Origin of the sequence: Lysobacter enzymogenes (genome assembly GCF_017168095.1) — a bacterium.
Classification (GTDB): domain Bacteria; phylum Pseudomonadota; class Gammaproteobacteria; order Xanthomonadales; family Xanthomonadaceae; genus Lysobacter; species Lysobacter enzymogenes_D.
The window spans coordinates 1-18,130 of record NZ_LXSD01000336.1 but is presented as its reverse complement, the minus strand read 5'-3'; the positions used below and the strand labels follow the sequence as shown (position 1 = coordinate 18,130).

The window sequence follows — 18,130 nt, the reverse complement described above, 5'->3', positions numbered from 1 at the left end:
CGGCGGCGGCGGCCGCGGCGTCGTTGCCGTCGGCGGCCGCGGCGACCGCGGCGGCGGCGATGCCGTCCGCGCCGGACGCGTACAGGCGCACGATGATCGCCTGGCTGCCGCCGTTGAGGAAGAAATCGCGCACCGCGTAGCCGAGCTGGCTCTGCAGCCACAGGCCGCCGTAGCGGCGTTCGAAATCGCCGAAGCTGTTGACGACGACGGCCTGGTTCACCGGCCCGCGCACGGCGCGGCCGATGAAGGCGGTGATCGAGGTGGCGACGCCGGTGATGGTGCGCACGCCGCTGGGGATTTCCTCGACGTACACGCCCGGGTAGGTGAGCGCAGCTGGCATAGCCTTTCTCCTTGCTGGATGCGGTTGGGCGATCGCGGGACGATCGGTTGCGTAACGCGGTGGGTCATGCGGGCGGCGCGTCGCGGCGCGCCGGGCCGAGGGCGTACAGCGCGGTGCCGTCGGCAAGCCGCCGCCGCTGCAGCACGCCGTCGGCGACCAGGCGCGCGAGCACGCCTTCGATGCGGTGGCGCGCGGTCACGTAGCGCTGGCGCGGCAGCCACCATTCGGCGATGCCGTCGAGCGTGTCCGACGCGCCGGGATGCCGGTCGAGATAGGCGAGCACCGCGCTTTCCACTTCGCGGTCGTCGCCGACGCTTGCGGTTGTCGTCATGGCCAGCTTCCCCTTGCGTTGGCGCGGGTTCCGTTCCCATCACGTTGCAATCGCCATGCCAACTGCGTCGATGCGCGCGGGGGCGGCGAATCAAAGGCTTGCGCGCGGGGGCGCGGTGCGCGCTGGGTCGTGCCGCACCCGGTGCGCGGCGTGCGTGGGTGCGCGTAGACGCAGGGGCGGGTGTGTGGAGGCGCGTTTGCGAGGCGCGTGCACGTGCGTATGCGTGAGTGTTGAGGCGAGGTGGGCTCTGCGTTCGTTCAGCGCGTTGCTTTGACGGTGGTGCGAGGCATCGGGTGACTGTGTCGGCGGGAGCCGCTGGGTTTAATGAGGCAGGGCGCTGAAGTCTCTGGATCCCCGCGTTCGCGGGGATGACGGTGGCGGGAGGTCGGTGAGGCGTGGAGGACACACGTGCGGCTGCGAAGCGGTGTCGCAGCCATGCGGCGCATGACGCCGGGCGCGATTCAGCCGCCGTCGGGGCAGTGGCGTTCGATGCCGTAGCGCTTGAGCATCTTGCCGAGCTGGCGGCGTTCGGTGCCCGACAGCGCGGCGGCGCGGCTGACGTTGCCGCCGGCGCGGCGCATCAGTTCGGTCAGGTAGCCGTATTCGAACAGTTCGATCGCGCGGCGCTTGGCCGCGGCGAAGCCGCTTTCGCCGCGGCCGTCGTCTTCGTCGCAGGCGCGCGCGACGGGCGCTGGCGCGGCGGGGATCGGCGCGGCGCGGCCCCAGATCGCCGGCACGGCCTGGGCCAGCTGGGCCAGGTCGAGCACGCGCTCGTCGCAGTGCATGCACAGGCGCAGCACCAGGTTTTCCAGCTCGCGCACATTGCCGGGCCAGTCGTGGCGGCCCAGCGCCTGCAGCGCGTCTTCGCTCCAGCCGCGCGGCGCGCCGTCGAGGCGGCGCACGGCGTCGTCGAGCAGGTGCTGCGCGAGCAGGCGCAGGTCGCCGCCGCGTTCGCGCAGCGGCGGCAGCACCAGGTACAAGGGGCTGAGGCGGTAGTACAGGTCGCGGCGAAAGCGGCCGGCCTCGACGGTGGCGGCGAGCGAGGCGTTGGTCGCGGCGATGATGCGCACGTCCGCGGTGCGCAGCGGGCGTTCGCCGACCGCGCGGAACTCGCCGTTCTGCAGCAGCCGCAGCAGCGCGGTCTGCGCGTGCGGCGACAGCGAATCGATTTCGTCCAGGAACAGGCTGCCGCCGCGTGCGTATTCGACCAGTCCCGGTTCGCTGCTGCGCGCGTCGGTGAACGCGCCGCGGCGATGGCCGAACAGCTCCGATTCCAGCAACGCATCCGGCAGCGCGCCGCAGTTCAGCGGCACGAACGGGCCGAGGCTGCGCGCGCTGGCGTAATGGATCTCGCGCGCGGCCAGCTCCTTGCCGGTGCCGGTCTCGCCTTCGATCAGCACCGGCGCGTTGCAGCCGGCGTAGCGCCGCAACTGATCGCGCACCCGGCGCAACGGCTCGGATTCGCCGATCATCGCGGCGCTGCGGTCGAGCGCAGGCGGCGCATTCCTTGCGGTGAATTCGCTCATGAGCAGACGGCTTCTCCAAGGTGCCATCGAAGACCGCGCGCTATCCGCGATCCGGCCGGCCGCGTCGAGTCGGTCCATGACATCAGCCCCTGCCTAGTTCCTAACGCAGCGGACGGGGCGGGGGCGGCCACCGCCCGTTCGCCGGCCGCGCCCCGTTGCGGGTACGCAGCGCGGCGCAGCATACGCCGCTGGCTGTGCGACTACGGATAACGGCGTCACGGTCCGGAAGGGGACAGGCTTCGTGCCGATCCGCGGCAACACAAGCGTCATCGCGCGCCGTTGCGCGGCCGGCGCAGGCCTGCGCACGCGGCATGGCCGGCGGCCACCGAATCGCTTCGGCCTGCATGATTCGCACTGCGATGAAAGCGCCGGGCGCATGGCGCATGCGTATACGAATCCGTGCGCCGCGTCGGCGCCGGCTTCGCTCACCTTCGTTCATTGGCTGCGCCGGCGAAGTGGATTCGCGCGATCGCTTCGAGCATCCAATCGCAAGCCGGTGCGGCGCAGGCTGGATTGTTGTGGGAGGGGCTTCAGCCCCGACGCCCTTGTGCCCGATCGCTACGACCTGAACCGAAGGCGTCGGGACTGAAGTCCCTCCCACATGGGTCAGGCCAGTGCCCGGACCGAACCGTTCCGGGCGGTCGTCGGGCCGTTTTCGCCGGCCTGGCGGCCCGGCCGGCCGGAACGCAGGGCGCGGCCGGCCGACGGCGCAGGCGCGGCCGCGTTCACGGCGTTGGGCACACTTGCGATGTAACCGCTGGCGCGGAGCGTAAGTGCCGGGGCACACAAGCTGTCGCCTGACCGTCCAGGCGGCGATTGCGGGCGCAGATGCGGGCGTGGAAGGCCTTACAATCGGGCCTTCGTCGCAGCGGCGATGCGCGAACGGGCGGCAGCGCCGCGCCGGTCGCGCTGCGTGCCGCCGCGTGGTTTCAAATTGCGATCCCCAAGCTGCGATCCCCCAAGCTGCGATCCCCCAAGCTGCGATTCCCAAGGAGTGTCCTGCGTGCCCACCTGGCTCGTGACCGGCGGCGCCGGTTTCATCGGCGGCAATTTCGTTCTCGACGCGGTGCGTCGCGGAGTCAAGGTCGTCAATCTCGACCTGCTCACCTATGCCGGCAACCGCGACACCCTCGCGCCGCTGGACGGCGCGGACGGCCATGTCTTCGTCCAGGGGGACATCGGCGACGCCGCGCTGGTCAAGCGCCTGCTCGCCGAGCACCGCCCCGACGCCGTCGTCAACTTCGCCGCCGAAAGCCATGTCGACCGTTCCATCGACGGCCCCTCGGCGTTCGTGCAGACCAACGTGGTCGGCACCCTGAGCCTGCTGGAGCAGGCGCGCGATTACTGGAAATCGCTCGATCCCGCCGGCCGCGACGGCTTCCGCTTCCTGCACGTGTCCACCGACGAGGTCTACGGCTCGCTCGGCGAGAACGGCAAGTTCAGCGAGACCACGCCGTACGCGCCGAATTCGCCGTACTCGGCCTCCAAGGCCGCCTCCGACCATCTGGTGCGCGCCTTCCACCACACCTACGGCCTGCCGACGCTGACCACCAACTGCTCCAACAACTACGGGCCGTTCCAGTTCCCGGAGAAGCTGATCCCGCTGGTGATCGCCAAGGCCCTGGCCGGCGAGAGCCTGCCGGTGTACGGCGACGGCATGAACGTGCGCGACTGGCTGTACGTGGGCGACCATTGCGCGGCGATCGCGCGCGTGCTCGAGGCCGGGCGCGTGGGCGAGACCTACAACGTCGGCGGCGACGCCGAGCGCCCCAACCTGACCGTGGTCAAGACCATCTGCGCGCTGCTCGACGCGCGCCGCCCGCTCGCCGACGGCCGCGCGCGCGAGTCGCTGATCGCCTTCGTCGCCGACCGCCCGGGCCACGACCGCCGCTACGCCATCGACGCCTCCAAGCTCAAGAACGAACTGGGCTGGGCGCCGACGCTGACCTTCGAACAAGGCATCGAACGCACCGTCGAGTGGTATCTGCAGAACCAGGCGTGGGTGCGGCGCGTGCTCGACGGCAGCTACCGGCTCGAGCGGATCGGACAGGCCTGAGCGGCCTTCAACCAGGAACCAGCGAATGAACCGCAAGGGCATCATCCTGGCCGGCGGCTCCGGCACCCGGCTGTATCCGATCACCCAGGCGATCAGCAAGCAGCTGCTGCCGGTGTACGACAAGCCGATGATCTATTACCCGCTCAGCGTGCTGATGCTGGCCGGCATCCGCGAGGTGCTGGTGATCAACACCCCGCACGAGCAGCCGCTGTTCCAGCACCTGCTCGGCGACGGCTCGCAGTGGGGCATGCGCATCGAATACGCGGTGCAGCCCAGCCCCGACGGGCTGGCCCAGGCCTATCTGATCGGCCGCGACTTCGTCGCCGGCGAGCCGAGCTGCCTGGTGCTGGGCGACAACATCTTCCACGGCCCGGGGCTGACCGCGATCCTCAAGCGCGCCGACGCGCGGCGCGATGGCGCGACGGTGTTCGGCTACTGGGTCAGCGATCCCGAGCGCTACGGCGTGGCCGAGTTCGACGCCGACGGGCGGGTGATCGGGCTGGAAGAAAAACCGCTCAAGCCGCGCTCGCGCTATGCGGTGACCGGCCTGTACTTCTACGACGGCCGCGCCAGCGATTTCGCCGCCCGGCTCAAGCCGTCCGCGCGCGGCGAGCTGGAGATCACCGACCTCAACCGCATGTACCTGGACGAGGGCTCGCTGCACCTGGAGCAGCTCGGCCGCGGCTACGCCTGGCTCGACACCGGCACCCACCAGTCGCTGCTGGAAGCGTCCAACTTCATCGAGACCATCGAGACCCGCCAGGGCCTGCGCATCTGCTGCCCGGAGGAGATCGCCTACGGCAACGGCTGGATCGATGCCGGCCAGCTCACCGACCTGGCCCGTCCACTGGCCAAGAACGGCTACGGCCAATACCTGCTGAGCCTGATCGAACGCGGCCCGGTGCCGTGAGCGGCCGCGCCCCCGAGACGTATCCGACGTACCCATGAAAATCATCGAAACCGATCTGCCGGGCTGCCTGGTGCTGGAACCGCAAGTGTTCGGCGACGCGCGCGGCTTCTTCTACGAATCCTTCAACCAGGACAAGCTCGACGCTGCCGGCCTGCGCCTGCGCTTCGTCCAGGGCAACGTGTCCTCGTCCGCGCGCGGCGTGCTGCGCGGCCTGCATTACCAGTGGCCCAAACCGCAGGGCAAGCTGGTCAGCGTGCTGGAAGGCGAAGTCTGGGATGTGGCGGTGGACATCCGCCGCGGCTCGCCGCACTTCGGCCGCTGGACCGCGGTGCTGCTCAGCGGCGAGAACAAGCGCCACTTCTGGATTCCCGAAGGCTTCGCCCACGGCTTCGCCGTGCTCAGCGAGCGTGCCACCTTCACCTATCTGTGCACGCAGACCTACGACGCCCAGGCCGACGCGGCGATCCGCTTCGACGACCCCGAGCTGGCGGTGGACTGGCCGGTCAGCGAGCCGACCCTGTCGGCCAAGGACCAGGCCGCGCCGCTGCTGCGCGAGGTCGCCGAGGACCGCTTGCCGGTCTACGCGCCGTGAGCCCGGCCGCGAGCCTGGGCCGGGTGCTGGTGGTCGGCGGCGACGGCCAGGTCGGCGGCGACCTGCGCCGGCGCCTGGCCGCCTGCGCCGAAGTGCTGGCGACCACGCGCAGCGGGCGCCTCGCCGACGGCGGCGAGTGCGAAACGCTGGATCTGGGCGATGCCGAGGCGATCGCGCCGCTGCTGCGGCGGCTGCGTCCGGATCACGTGGTCAACGCCGCGGCCTACACCGCGGTGGACCGCGCCGAATCCGAGCCGGAAGCGGCGCAGGCGATCAACGCGATCGCGCCGGGGCGATTGGCGCAGGCCTGCGCCGAAGCCGGCATCGACCTGATCCATTTCTCCACCGACTACGTCTTCGACGGCCGCGGCGCGCGGCCGTACCGCGAAGACGACGCGACCGCGCCGCTGAACGTCTACGGCCGCAGCAAGCTCGACGGCGAGCGCGCGATCGCGGCCAGCGGCGCGCGCCACCTGATCCTGCGCACGGCCTGGGTGTACGCGGCGACGCACGGCCAGAACTTCCTGCGCACCATGCTGCGGGTAGGCGCGCAGCGCGAGGAGTTGCGCGTGGTCGCCGACCAGCGCGGCTCGCCGACGCCGACCTGGCTGCTGGCCGACGCGATGGCGCGGATCCTCGAACGCGGCATCGTCGATTCCGGCGTGCGCCATCTGGCCGCGGCGGGCGAGACCACCTGGCACGGTTTCGCCGAGGCGATCTTCGCCGAAGCCGTAGCGCGCGGGCTGCTGGCGCGCGCGCCGCGAGTGACTGCGATCGCCACCGCCGACTATCCGACACCGGCGCAGCGGCCGGCGTATTCGGTGCTCGATACGCGCCGGCTGCGCAGCGAGTACGCGCTCGATCTTCCCGACTGGCGCGAGGGCTTGCGGCAGGCGTTCGATCGGAGCGGCTCCAGGTAACGCGACCGTCGGCGAGCCGGGCGCCAACGCGCCGCCCCGCGCCTGAGCCTGCGCGCCGGCCGACCGCCGCGGCCGGGTTTTGCGACCGCCTTCGCATTGCGTAAGATCGGCCGACGGGCGCGGAAGCCCGAGTGCGCGGGGCGGCAAGCCCCGCCGCAATCACTCAGCAACTGTGGAGCAGGGGGACAGATCATGCAGTGGTGGTCACGATCGGCCGGCCGCGATGCGGCGGCCCAGGTCGCGCGCGTCGATGCGCGCGCAGCAAGTTCCGGTTCGCGGCGGTGGCCGGCGCTGGCCGCCGCGCTGGCGCTGTCGGCCGCACCGGCCTACGCCCAGGCGCCCGCCGCGGGCACCTTCGACATCGAGGGCTTCGTCAAGCCCGACACCATCGGCGACATCAAGCTTTCGCCGACCGGCGAGTTCTACGCCGCCTCGGTGCCGCTGGAGGACGAGACCGCGCTGGTGATCTTCAGCCGCGACGGGCTCAAGCGCACCGGCACCTTCCGCCTGGGCAGGCACAACCACGTCGACGACTTCCAATGGGTCAGCCCCACGCGCGTGCTGATGGGCATGGCGCAGAAGCTGGGCTCGCGCGACGAGCCGATGCCGACCGGCGAGATCTACGCGATCAACGCCAACGGCAGCGGCGCCGACGTGCTGGTCGGCTACCGCGTCGCCAGCCGCGGCGCCGGCACCCGCATCCAGCCGAAGAAGGTCGAGGACGTGGCCGCGTTCCTGGTCGACGAACTGCCGGGCGAGGAGCGCTCGGTGGTGATCTCGGTGCAGCCGTTCACCGCCGACGCGTATTCGCGCGCGGAGCGGCTGGATGTGATCACCGGCCAGCGCAACCTGATCGCGCTGTCGCCGGTGCGCAACACCCGCTTCGCCACCGACAACGCCGGCGTGGTCCGCTTCGCCTACGGTTTCGGCAGCGACCGGCTGCGCAAGCTGTTCTATCGCGCCAACGCCGACGCGCCGTGGAAGCAGATCGCCGGCGACGACGACGGCGTGGAAGGCATGGACCTGCCGATCGGCTTCTCCGCCGACGACAAGACCGCCTACTTCCGCACCGAGCACGCCAAGGGGCCCGATGCCATCGTCGCCTACGACGTCGCCAGCGGTAAGCGCGAGCAGATCCTGCGCGACCCGGTCGCCGATCCGGACCGGATCATCTACCGCCACGACAGCCGCGTCCCGGTCGGCGCGTTCTTCGCCGACGGCAAGCCGCGCACGGTGTTCTTCGACAAGAACTCGCCCGAGGCGCGCCAGTACAAGAGCCTGGAAGCGGCGTTCCCGGGCGATGCGGTGCGCATCACCTCGTCCAGCGCCGACGGCGAGCTGTCGCTGGTGGAAGTCTGGAACGACCGCAACCCCGGCGACATCTTCCTGTTCGACAACAAGAACAAGAGCGCCGCGCACGTGATCAGCCGGCGCACCTGGTTCGACCCGGCCAACATGGCGACGGTCAAGCCGGTGGAGTTGCGCGCGCGCGACGGGCTGGCCCTGCACGGTTACCTGACCCTGCCCAAGGGCAGCGAAGGCAAGTCGCTGCCGATGGTGGTGATGCCGCACGGCGGGCCGTACAACATCCAGGACCGCTGGCAGTTCGACGACGATGCGCAGTTGCTGGCCGCGGCCGGCTATGCGGTGCTGCAGGTGAATTTCCGCGGCTCCAGCGGCTACGGCGACGACTTCGTCGAAGCCGGCCGGCGCCAGTGGGGCGGCACGATGCAGGACGACGTCACCGACGCCACCCGCTGGGCGATCGCGCAGGGCATCGCCGACGCCGGCCGCGTCTGCATCTACGGCGCCAGCTACGGCGGCTATGCCGCGCTGATGGGCGCGGCTCGCGAGCCGTCGCTGTACAAGTGCGCGGCCGGTTATGTCGGCGTGTACGACCTGCCGCTGATGCACACCCGCGGCGACACCCAGGACACGCGCTCGGGCGCGACTTACCTGCGCGAATGGATCGGCGCGCCGGAGGCGGTCGAGAAGGTCTCGCCGACGCGGCTGGCCGCGCAGATCAAGGTGCCGGTGTTCCTCGCCGCCGGCGGCGAGGACCAGCGCGCGCCGCAGCTGCACAGCGAGCGCATGGAGAAGGCGCTGCGCGAGGCCGGCGTGCCGGTGGAGTCGCTGTATTACAAGACCGAAGGGCACGGCTTCTACGAGCCGGCGCACAAGCGCGAGTTCTATTCGCGTCTGCTGGCGTTCCTGTCGAGGTCGCTGGGCGGGAAGACGGCGGCGCCTGCGCCTGCGGCGGCGGAGAAGAAGTAGGCTGGCGGCAGCGCGGGAGTAGGGCGGTCGCGTCGTGGCTGCGGCGTCGCGGTCGCGGCTCGCGCCGCTCCTACATGGGCCCCCTGTAGGAGCGGCGCGAGCCGCGACCGCGAAGGCTCAGATCGCGCCGCAACCTCGATCCGCACAAACGAAAAAGGGCGCCGAACGGCGCCCTTTTTCTTCATCGCGCGACCCGCGCGCTCACTTCACCCCGTGCATCCACCGCTTCAACCACGGCGACATCAGCAGGAACACCACGCCCGAGCCGATTCCCAGCCAGGTCAGCATCGAGAACAGCTCGCCGTACTTGGCCGCCGCCGAGGCCATGTCGATCGCGCCGCCTTCGGGAATCTCGACCGAGGCGATCTTCGCCAGCTGCGCCGCCAGCACTTCCGAGAACGCGGTCGACAGCCAGAACGCGCCCATCATCAGCCCGACCACGCGCGCCACCGACAGCTGGGTCACCGCCGACATGCCGATAGGCGACAGGCACATCTCGCCGATCTCGAGCACCAGATAGGCCAGCACCAGGTACCACACGCTCGACATCTCGCCGCCGCCGGCGACCTTGGCCGCGGCCACCAGCGGCAGGAACGACAGGCCGGCCAGGATCAGGCCCAGCGACATCGTCACCGGCTTGCTCGGGTTGCGCCCGCGCCGCGCCAGCCACGGCCACAGCCACGAGAACAGCGGCGCCAGCACCACCAGGAAGAACGGGCCCAGGTAGGTCAGCGAGCCGGCGGTCTGCGGCACCAGCACCACGTCGTGGGCGGTGGCCAGGCCCAGGCCGAGCACCATCAGCGCCACCAGCGCCTTGGCCAGGCCGCCGCGGCCGCGGTCGCTGGCCATCAGCGCGGCGACCATCAGGATCGGGCTGGCGGCCATCGAGAACAGCGACCACGGCAGCGGCGGCTTGTAGCCGGCCGCCGCGACCACGCCGAACATGTCCTTGGTCATCAGCCGGTCGTTGAAGGTCACCCACGAGCCGTAGGTCTGCTCGTACAAGGTGAAGAAGATCAGCACCGCCAGGATCAGAACCACCAGCGCCAGCATCTGCTCGCGCTCGACCTTGCTGCACTGGCGGGCGATGAAGCCGAAGAACCAGACCAGGAACACCAGCAAGGTCGCGAGCATGATCCCCAGCGCGGCGGTGACGCTGATGTCGCCGAGCTTGAGCGTGACCTGCGAGGCGAACTGGATCGTGCCCCACAGCACCAGCACGCCGCCGGCGCTGCCCAGGTAGATCCAGGTCTCGCGCGACAGGCCGCGGATCTTCTCGCGCAGCTTCGCCGGATCGGCCGGTTCGGCGTGGCCGCGCAGATAGCGCTGGCCCCACACGAAGGTCGCCAGCCCGGCGACCATGCCGATGCCGGCGGCGCCGAAGCCGTATTTCCAGCCGTAGGTTTCGCCGAGGAAGGCGCAGATCAGCGAGGAGAACAGCGCACCGACGTTGATGCCGGCATAGAACAAGGTGAAGCCCGAATCGCGGCGCGGATCGTCGGCGGCGTAGAGCTTGCCGACGATGGTGGAGATGTTGGGCTTGAGGAAGCCGACGCCGGCGATGATCAGCGCCAGCGACAGGTAGAACACCTGCATCGCCGTTTCGTCGCGCACGACCTTGCCGTTCACCATCTGCGCCGCGTGGCCTTCGTAGGCCATGCCCAGGTGGCCCAGCACCAGCAGCACGCCGCCGAGCACCACCGCCTTGCGCATGCCCAGGTAACGGTCGGCGAGCAGGCCGCCGATCACCGGCACCGCATAGACCAGGCCGCCGTAGGCGCCGATCAGGTCGTAGCCGGCGTTGTCGCCGAACAAGTGGTACTTCAGCAGATACAGCAGCAACAGCGCCTTCATGCCGTAGAAGGAGAAGCGCTCCCACATCTCGGTGAAGAAGCACACGTACAGGCCTTTGGGATGGCCGAGGAAATCGTCGTCGCGCGCGGCGGACGGCGCGGAAGCGGAGGGGCTTGCTGCGGGCACTAGCGGAGTCCGGTACGAGCCAGGCGGGAGGGCGGAGTATAGGCCGCGCCGGCCGGAGCGGGCATGGACCGACGGTGTGGGCGGGCTCGCCTTGGTGGGAGGGCTAACCCCTGTGGCAGCGGGACTTTCTTTTGTGGGGCGAGCTCTTTTTTGTGGGGAACCCCTCTAGGGTGGAACCTCTTTTGTGGGAGGGCCGCTGTTGTGGGAGGGACTTCAGTCCCGATGCTCTTGTTGCCGCTGGGATCGGGCTCGGCGGCGCCGGATCGGAAAGCATCGGGACTGAAGTCCCTCCCACAACAGCGGCCCATCCCACAACAGCGGCCCCGGCGCCCGGCGGCGGCGTCGGATTTCGCGAAAACCCCAGGGGAACAGGCCTATTCATATAGCCGCGCGGGCTTTTGCCCAATCCCGCGGTTTGCCGCAGTGCACTTTTACAGGCGGGCGCAGCGGATGCGATCATCGGCGGATTGCTTCGCCCCCGGCCTCGCCGGACGAGCGTTCGCATACGCCGCCGCACCGCCCGACCACCCGCGATGGAGACGCCGATGGCCTCACCCGCCAAGCAGCCCCAATTGACCTTCCGCGCCGTCCTGCTCTCCGTGTTCCTCGCGGTGATCCTGGCCGCCGCCAACGCTTACCTGGGCCTGTTCGCCGGCCTGACCATCGCCACCGCGATCCCGGCCGCGGTGATCTCCATGGCCGTGCTGCGCCTGCTCGGCGGCGGCACGATCCTGGAGAACAACATCGTCCAGACCGGCGCTTCGGCCGGTTCCTCGATCGCCGCCGGCGTGATTTTCACCATCCCCGCGCTGGTGATCCTGGGCTACTGGCAGGACTTCCGTTATTCGTGGGTGCTGGCCATCGCCGGCCTCGGCGGCCTGCTCGGCGTGCTGTTCTCGGTGCCGCTGCGCCGCTCGATGATCGTCGAAGACCCGCTGCCCTTCCCCGAAGGCAAGGCCGCGGCCGAAGTGCTCAAGGCCGGCGAGAACCCGGGCCCGGGCATGAAGATCCTCGGCCTCGCCGGCGGCATCGGCGCGTTGCTCAAGCTGGCCGCGGAAAGCGGCATGAAGCTGATCCCCGACAACGCGGTGGTCTCCGGCTTCATGGGCAAGTACCTGGGCTACATGGGCACCAACCTGTCGCCGGCGCTGATCGGCGTGGGCTACATCGTCGGCCTCAACGTCGGCATCGTGGTGGTGTCCGGTTCGATCCTGTCGTGGCAGTTCGCGATTCCGATCTACCACATGTTCTTCCTCGACTCCGATCCGGTACTGGCGGCGAAGATCGCCGGCGCCGGCGCGGCCGATGTCGGCGGCGCGATCTGGTCGGCGAAGGTGCGCTACCTCGGCGTCGGCACCATGCTGATCGGCGGCGTGTGGACCCTGTTCTCGCTGCGCAAGTCGCTGCTGTCGGGGGTCAAGAGCGGCCTGGCCGCGGCGCGCAAGAGCGCCGCCGTCGGCGAAGTCGCCGAGACCGACCGCGACCTGCCGATGAAGTGGATGCTGGTCGCCCTGGTCGGCTTCGTGCTGCCGCTGCTGCTGCTGTACCAGGCCATCGTCGGCAACTGGTTCGTCAGCGTGCCGATGACCATCATCATGATCGTCGCCGGCTTCCTGTTCGTGTCGGTGTCGGCCTATCTGGCCGGCCTGATCGGTTCGTCCAACAACCCGGTTTCGGGCATCACCATCTCCACCATCCTGTTCGCCTCGGCGGTGCTGGTGCTGATGCTGGGCCGCGCCTCGCCCATCGGCGCGGTCGCCGCGATCATGATCGGCGCGGTGGTGTGCTGCGCGGCCGCGGTCGGCGGCGACAACCTGCAAGACCTCAAGGCCGGCTACATCGTCGGCGCCACGCCGTGGAAGCAGCAGCTGATGCTCGGCATCGGCGCGTTCTCCTGCGCGCTGATCATGGCCCCCGTGCTGAACCTGCTCGCCGCCGCCTACGGCATCGGCGCGCCGACGCCGGAGCATCCGAACTCTCTGGCCGCGCCGCAGGCCACGCTGATGGCCTCGGTGGCCAAGGGCCTGTTCGGCGGCGAACTGCCGTGGACGATGATCGGCATCGGCGCCGGCATCGGCGCGATCATCATCGCCTTCGACGAGTGGCTGAAGTCGCGCAACGCCAAGTTCCGCGTGCCGGTGCTGGCCGCGGCGATCGGCATCTACCTGCCGCTGGAGCTGATGGTGCCGATCTTCCTCGGCGGCCTGCTCTCGCACATCGTCGGCCGCCGCCGCGGCCTGACCGCGGACAGCAGCGAGGAAGAGCACGACCGCGTGCACCGTCCGGGCACCCTGTTCGCCGCCGGCCTGATCACCGGCGAGGCGCTGATGGGCATCGCCATCGCCTTCCCGATCGTGCTCACCAGCAACCGCAACGTGCTGGCGCTGCCGGAACAGTTCCACTTCGGCCCGCTGGTCGGCCTGGCGGTGCTGGCGGCGGTGGTGTGGCTGTTCTATCGCAGCAGCAAGAACGCGGCGATTTCGCCGGCCACGGCCGACGAGAACCCGCACTCGTAAGCGTCCAGCGACGGCCAGGCAGCGATGCCGGGCCGTCGCGTTTCCATACCCGGCCGGTCGCTCTCCGCGCCGCCGCTCTCCGCATCGTTCACCGATCACCGTTCAGAGGTTCGCCATGACGCCACGCCACGCCCTCCTGCCGCTGGCCCTGTCGCTGGCCTGCGCATCCGCGCCGGCTCTCTCGCTCACGCCGCCCGCGCCGCACGGCCTGCAGATCCGCGACATGGCGAGCATGGACCGCTATTCCTCGCCGACCCTGTCGCCGGACGGCCGCCAGCTGGTGTTCGCCAAGCGCACGGTCGATTTCGCCGCCAACAAGTCGGCCACCTCGCTGTGGATCGAAGACCTGTTCGCGCGCGATGCAGCGCCGCCCAAGCGCCTCACCCCGGAAGGCTGGAGCGTCAACTCGCCGGCGTTTTCGCCCGACGGCAAGACCGTCTACTTCCTCAGCAGCAAGGGCGGCAGCTCGCAGCTGTATTCGCTGCCGCTCGCCGGCGGCGCGCCGAAGCAGCTGACCGCGTTCGACGGCGACGTCGGCGGCTTCCAGATCTCGCCCGACGGCAAGCGCGTCGCGTTCAACGCCGAGGCCTATGTCGATTGCGCGGCCGACCTGGCCTGCAGCAAGAAGAAGCTCGACGCGGCCGAGAAGAGCAAGGCCACCGGCAAGGTCTTCGACCGCATGTTCATCCGCCACTGGGATGCGTGGAACGACGGCCGCCTGAACCGCCTGTTCGTGACCGACCTGCCGGCGGCGGGCAAGACCGCTTCGTCCGCCAAGCTCGTCAGCGGCGAAGTGATCGGCGACGTGCCCTCGCGTCCGTTCGGCGACAGCAGCGAATACGCCTGGTCGCCCGACGGCCGCTCGCTGGTGTTCAGCGCGCGCAAGGCCGACGCCAAGGAGCCGTGGTCGACCAACTTCGATCTGTATCTGGTCAGCGCCGACGGCGGCGCGGCCAAGAACCTGACCGCGGCCAACCCGGCCTGGGACACCGGCGCGGTGTTCAGCGCCGACGGCAAGACCCTGTACTACCGCGCGATGAAGCGCCCGGGCTTCGAGGCCGACCGCTTTGCTCTGATGGAGCTCGACCTGGCAAGCGGCAAGGCGCGCGAGATCGCGCCGCAGTGGGACCGTTCGGCTTCCAACATCGTGCTGTCGGCCGACGGCAAGACGATTTACACCACCACCGAAGACCTCGGCCAGCAGCCGCTGTTCGGCGTCGACATCGCCAGCGGCAAGGCCACCCGGCTGATCGCCGACGGCACGGTGAATTCGCCGACGCTGGCCGGCAAGACCTTCGCCTTCACCCGCAACTCGCTCAAGAGCGGCGACCAGATCTTCGTCGGCGGCCTCGACGGCGCGCCCGAGCGCGCGATCACCCCGAGCGCGTCGGAGATCCTGCCGGGCGTGAAGTTCGGCGATTTCGAACAGTTCGAGTTCAAGGGCTGGAACGGCGACAGCGTCTACGGCTACGTGGTCAAGCCGTGGAACTACCAGGAAGGCAAGAAGTATCCGGTCGCGTTCCTGATCCACGGCGGCCCGCAGGGCAGCTTCGGCAACGGCTGGAGCTACCGCTGGAATCCGCAGACCTACGCCGGCCAGGGCTATGCGGTGGTGATGATCGACTTCCACGGCTCCACCGGCTACGGCCAGGCCTTCACCGACGCGATCAGCCAGCACTGGGGCGACCGCCCGCTGGAAGACCTGCAGAAGGGCTGGGCCGCGGCGCAGAAGAAGTATTCCTTCCTCGACGGCGACAAGGCCTGCGCGCTGGGCGCGTCCTACGGCGGCTTCATGGTCAACTGGATCGCCGGCAACTGGAACCAGCCGTGGAAGTGCCTGGTCAGCCACGACGGCGTGTTCGACCAGCGCATGATGGGCTACGCCACCGAAGAGCTGTGGTTCACCGAGTGGGAGCAGGGCGGCACGCCGTTCGAGAAGCCGGCGAACTACGAGAAGTTCAACCCGGTCAACCACGTCAAGGACTGGAAGGTGCCGATGCTGGTCATCCACGGCCAGCAGGATTTCCGAATCCCGGTCGAGCAGGGCATCGGCGTGTTCACCGCGCTGCAGCGCCAGGGCATCGAGTCCAAGTTCCTGTACTTCCCGGACGAGAACCACTGGGTGCTCAAGCCGCAGAACAGCGTGCTGTGGCACGACACGGTCAACGGCTGGCTGAAGCAGCATATCGGTCAGTAAGCGCTTAGCGCGGATCGGACGAAGGCCGCCTCCGGGCGGCCTTCGTGTTTTTATTTGTATCCGATCGCGGCGTCGGTCCGTATCCGACTGTAGGAGCTGCGCGAGCTGCGACCGCGACATCGCAGCTACGACGCAAGCGCGGTTTCGCGGTCGCAGCTCGCGCAGCTCCTACAGGTAGCTTCGGCCGATATCGCCGACAGCTTGGCGACAGCCGCCGCCTGAACCCGCGCCCCGGCACCACCGGCCCTTGCCGCCGCGCGCCGATCCGAAGTAAAAGCGGAGTCGCCTAAGTCCAGGGGAACCCCGCATGCCCGACACCGCCCGCACGGCGCTCATCAGCAACGACATCGTCGTCCTCGGCCTGATCGCCGCCACCCTGGGCCTGGTGTTCTGGACCTCCGCGCAGCAGACCGGCTTCTGGAAGAAGTTCTACACCTTCGTCCCCGCGCTGCTGCTGTGCTATCTCATTCCCGGCATCTACAACACCATCGGCCTGGTCGACGGCAACAACACCAAGCTGTACAACCCGGTCGCCAGCCGCGTGCTGCTGCCGGCGGCGCTGGTGCTGCTGACCCTGACCATCGACCTCAAGGGCGTGCTCAAGCTCGGCCCCAAGCTGTTGATCATGTATGCGGTGTCGTCGCTGAGCGTAGCCTTCGGCGCCATCGTCGCGTTCGTGATCATGCGCGCGGTGCACCCGGAAACCGTCGCCGGCGACACCTGGGGCGGCATGGCCGCGCTGGCCGGCAGCTGGATCGGCGGCGGCGCCAACATGCTGGCGATGAAGGAGATCTTCCAGGTCGACGCGACCACCTTCGGCCAGTTCGCGGTGGTCGACGTCGGCGTGGGTTATGTGTGGATGGCGGCGCTGATCTTCCTGGCCAGCCGCGCCCAGGCCATCGACGCGCGCAGCGGCGCCGACGTCAGCGGCATCGAGGAGCTCAAGCGCCGGATCGAGGATTTCCGCGCCCAGCACGAACGCGTGGCCAGCCTGACCGATCTGGCGATGATCGTCGGCATCGCCTTCGGCATAGTCGGCCTGGCGCATGCGGTGGCCGGGCCGGTCTCGGCCTGGTTCGGCGCCAATGTGTCGTGGGCGCGCACGGTGAGCCTGCACGAGCCGTTCTTCTGGGTGGTGGCGGTGTCGACCTTCGCAGGTTTGGCCTTGAGCTTCACCCGCGCGCGCGAACTCGAGGGCGCCGGCGCGTCGAAGATCGGCAGCCTGCTGCTGTACTTCCTGATCGCCTGCATCGGCCTGCAGATGGACATCCTGGCGCTGCTCGACAAGCCCTGGCTGTTCGCGCTGGGGATCATCTGGATCGCCGTGCACATCGCGATCCTGTGGGGCGTGGGCCGGCTGCTGAAGGTGCCGCTGTTCTATTTCGCGATCGGCTCGCAGAGCAACATCGGCGGGCCGGCTTCGGCGCCGGTGGTGGCCTCGGCGTTCCATCCCTCGCTGGCGCCGGTCGGCGCCTTGCTCGGCACGCTGGGTTATGCGACGGGCACCGGCCTGGCCTATCTCGTCGGCATCACCCTGCGTTCCCTGGCCGGCGATACGCCGGTTTGAAGTCCCTCCTGTAGGAGCGGCGCGAGCCGCGACCGTGACACCACGCTTGCGTCGTAGGTGCGATGTCGCGGTCGCGGCTCGCGCCGCTCCTACAGGGAACGTGCGAGACAGCGTCGCGGTTGGGGGCATACTCTTCGCCGATAGCGGAGCCTACGCATGACGCCTACTTTCGAATCCCTGGCCGCGCATTGCGGCATCGCCCTGCCGCCGATGCTGGCGCGGCTGCATGCCGACGGACGCACCCGTTACGGCGCGAACCGCGAGGACTGGCAGGCGAACTGGCGCGAATACACGCTGCGCGCGCAGCCGCTGCTGTCCAGCGTCTACGACTTCGAATGGATCGATGCGGCGAAGGCTGAGCGGATCGTCGAGGAATGGCTGCATCCGCGCTTCCAGGACGGCCGCGCGTTCCTGCCGTTCGCGATCTCCGGCGCCGGCGACGCCTATTGCCTGATGCGCAACGCCGCGGGCGAGATGGCCGGAGCCGGCATGGTCTGGCACGACCGCGGCGACAGCGCGATGGAGGCGGCGTCCTTCGAGCAGTTCGTGTTCGCTAGGCTGGTGGAAAGCGCGCTCGACCTCGAACATCTGCTGGACGATTTTTCCCCGGCGCAGGCGCGCGACTGCGTGCTGGCCGACTTCGAGGCCGCCGCCGCTTACCTGCCGGGAGCGGCGGCAGATGCGTTGCGCGCGCTCGCGACGGCCGCCGAACCGGTGGAGGACGATTCCACCGGGATGATCGGCGGGGACGTCGCGGCGCGGGCATTGTCGATCTATCCGGCGTTTCAATCCCCGCGTTTCGTCGTGGTTCCGCGCTGGGAATGCGAATAAGCCCAGTGCGTTCGCCGGATGTCCGACTGTAGGAGCGGCGCGAGCCGCGACCGCGACACTACACATGCGACGCAAGCGCGATGTCGCGGT

At 69.4% G+C, this 18,130-nt stretch carries 14 protein-coding genes and 1 pseudogene; 9 read left to right on the top strand and 6 right to left on the bottom strand.

Annotation, left to right across the window (positions count from 1 at the left end; all coding sequences use genetic code 11):
- The 4 genes and pseudogenes from A7A76_RS12150 to A7A76_RS26560 form a co-directional block, all read right to left on the bottom strand.
- Positions 1-340 (bottom strand): annotated as a pseudogene (locus A7A76_RS12150) (phage tail sheath family protein); the annotation flags it as partial.
- 64 nt (positions 341-404) lie between these two features.
- Positions 405-671, bottom strand: a complete 267-nt coding sequence (locus A7A76_RS12145) for a hypothetical protein (protein ID WP_206411426.1) — start codon at positions 669-671, stop codon at positions 405-407.
- A 461-nt stretch (positions 672-1,132) separates the two neighbouring features.
- Positions 1,133-2,197, bottom strand: coding sequence for a sigma 54-interacting transcriptional regulator (locus A7A76_RS12140; RefSeq protein WP_241200896.1), 1,065 nt, complete (start codon positions 2,195-2,197; stop codon positions 1,133-1,135).
- 100 nt (positions 2,198-2,297) lie between these two features.
- A complete protein-coding gene (locus A7A76_RS26560; RefSeq protein WP_428995134.1) occupies positions 2,298-2,798 on the bottom strand; it encodes a DUF6053 domain-containing protein in 501 nt (166 codons plus the stop codon).
- A 402-nt stretch (positions 2,799-3,200) separates the two neighbouring features.
- Here A7A76_RS26560 and rfbB point away from each other — a divergent pair, with 402 nt between their 5' ends.
- From rfbB to A7A76_RS12115, 5 genes are all read left to right on the top strand, one after another.
- On the top strand, positions 3,201-4,253 hold the full coding sequence (gene rfbB, locus A7A76_RS12135; RefSeq protein WP_206411425.1) for a dTDP-glucose 4,6-dehydratase: 1,053 nt from the start codon (positions 3,201-3,203) through the stop codon (positions 4,251-4,253).
- 25 nt (positions 4,254-4,278) lie between these two features.
- The gene (gene rfbA / locus A7A76_RS12130; RefSeq protein ID WP_206411424.1) at positions 4,279-5,163 is read left to right on the top strand and encodes a glucose-1-phosphate thymidylyltransferase RfbA; all 885 of its coding nucleotides are present in this window, start codon (positions 4,279-4,281) and stop codon (positions 5,161-5,163) included.
- Between the two features lie 34 nt (positions 5,164-5,197).
- Positions 5,198-5,755 (top strand): dTDP-4-dehydrorhamnose 3,5-epimerase, encoded by a 558-nt coding sequence (gene rfbC / locus A7A76_RS12125; protein ID WP_206411423.1) that lies wholly within the window; start codon positions 5,198-5,200, stop codon positions 5,753-5,755.
- Positions 5,752-6,675: a dTDP-4-dehydrorhamnose reductase gene (gene rfbD / locus A7A76_RS12120; RefSeq protein ID WP_343225327.1), complete on the top strand. Its 924-nt coding sequence runs from the start codon at positions 5,752-5,754 to the stop codon at positions 6,673-6,675. The genes rfbC and rfbD overlap by 4 nt, the downstream gene beginning before the upstream one ends.
- A gap of 192 nt (positions 6,676-6,867) precedes the next feature.
- Positions 6,868-8,949, top strand: coding sequence for an alpha/beta hydrolase family protein (locus tag A7A76_RS12115; protein ID WP_206411422.1), 2,082 nt, complete (start codon positions 6,868-6,870; stop codon positions 8,947-8,949).
- Positions 8,950-9,150: 201 nt separating this feature from the next.
- Here A7A76_RS12115 and A7A76_RS12110 read toward each other — a convergent pair whose 3' ends face one another.
- Together A7A76_RS12110 and A7A76_RS26555 are read right to left on the bottom strand one after the other, a co-directional pair.
- Positions 9,151-10,929, bottom strand: coding sequence for a peptide MFS transporter (locus A7A76_RS12110; RefSeq protein ID WP_343225326.1), 1,779 nt, complete (start codon positions 10,927-10,929; stop codon positions 9,151-9,153).
- A complete protein-coding gene (locus A7A76_RS26555; RefSeq protein ID WP_428995133.1) occupies positions 10,929-11,237 on the bottom strand; it encodes a DUF6053 domain-containing protein in 309 nt (102 codons plus the stop codon). The genes A7A76_RS12110 and A7A76_RS26555 overlap by 1 nt, the downstream gene beginning before the upstream one ends.
- A 237-nt stretch (positions 11,238-11,474) precedes the next feature.
- Here A7A76_RS26555 and A7A76_RS12105 point away from each other — a divergent pair, with 237 nt between their 5' ends.
- From A7A76_RS12105 to A7A76_RS12090, 4 genes are all read left to right on the top strand, one after another.
- Complete coding sequence (locus A7A76_RS12105) at positions 11,475-13,445, top strand: OPT family oligopeptide transporter (RefSeq protein ID WP_206411421.1); 1,971 nt, start codon at positions 11,475-11,477, stop codon at positions 13,443-13,445.
- 115 nt (positions 13,446-13,560) lie between these two features.
- On the top strand, positions 13,561-15,642 hold the full coding sequence (locus A7A76_RS12100) for an alpha/beta hydrolase family protein (RefSeq protein WP_206411420.1): 2,082 nt from the start codon (positions 13,561-13,563) through the stop codon (positions 15,640-15,642).
- Between the two features lie 307 nt (positions 15,643-15,949).
- On the top strand, positions 15,950-17,209 hold the full coding sequence (locus tag A7A76_RS12095; RefSeq protein ID WP_206411419.1) for a DUF819 domain-containing protein: 1,260 nt from the start codon (positions 15,950-15,952) through the stop codon (positions 17,207-17,209).
- A gap of 156 nt (positions 17,210-17,365) precedes the next feature.
- Complete coding sequence (locus tag A7A76_RS12090) at positions 17,366-18,040, top strand: hypothetical protein (RefSeq protein WP_206411418.1); 675 nt, start codon at positions 17,366-17,368, stop codon at positions 18,038-18,040.
- The last annotated feature ends 90 nt before the right edge of the window (positions 18,041-18,130 follow it).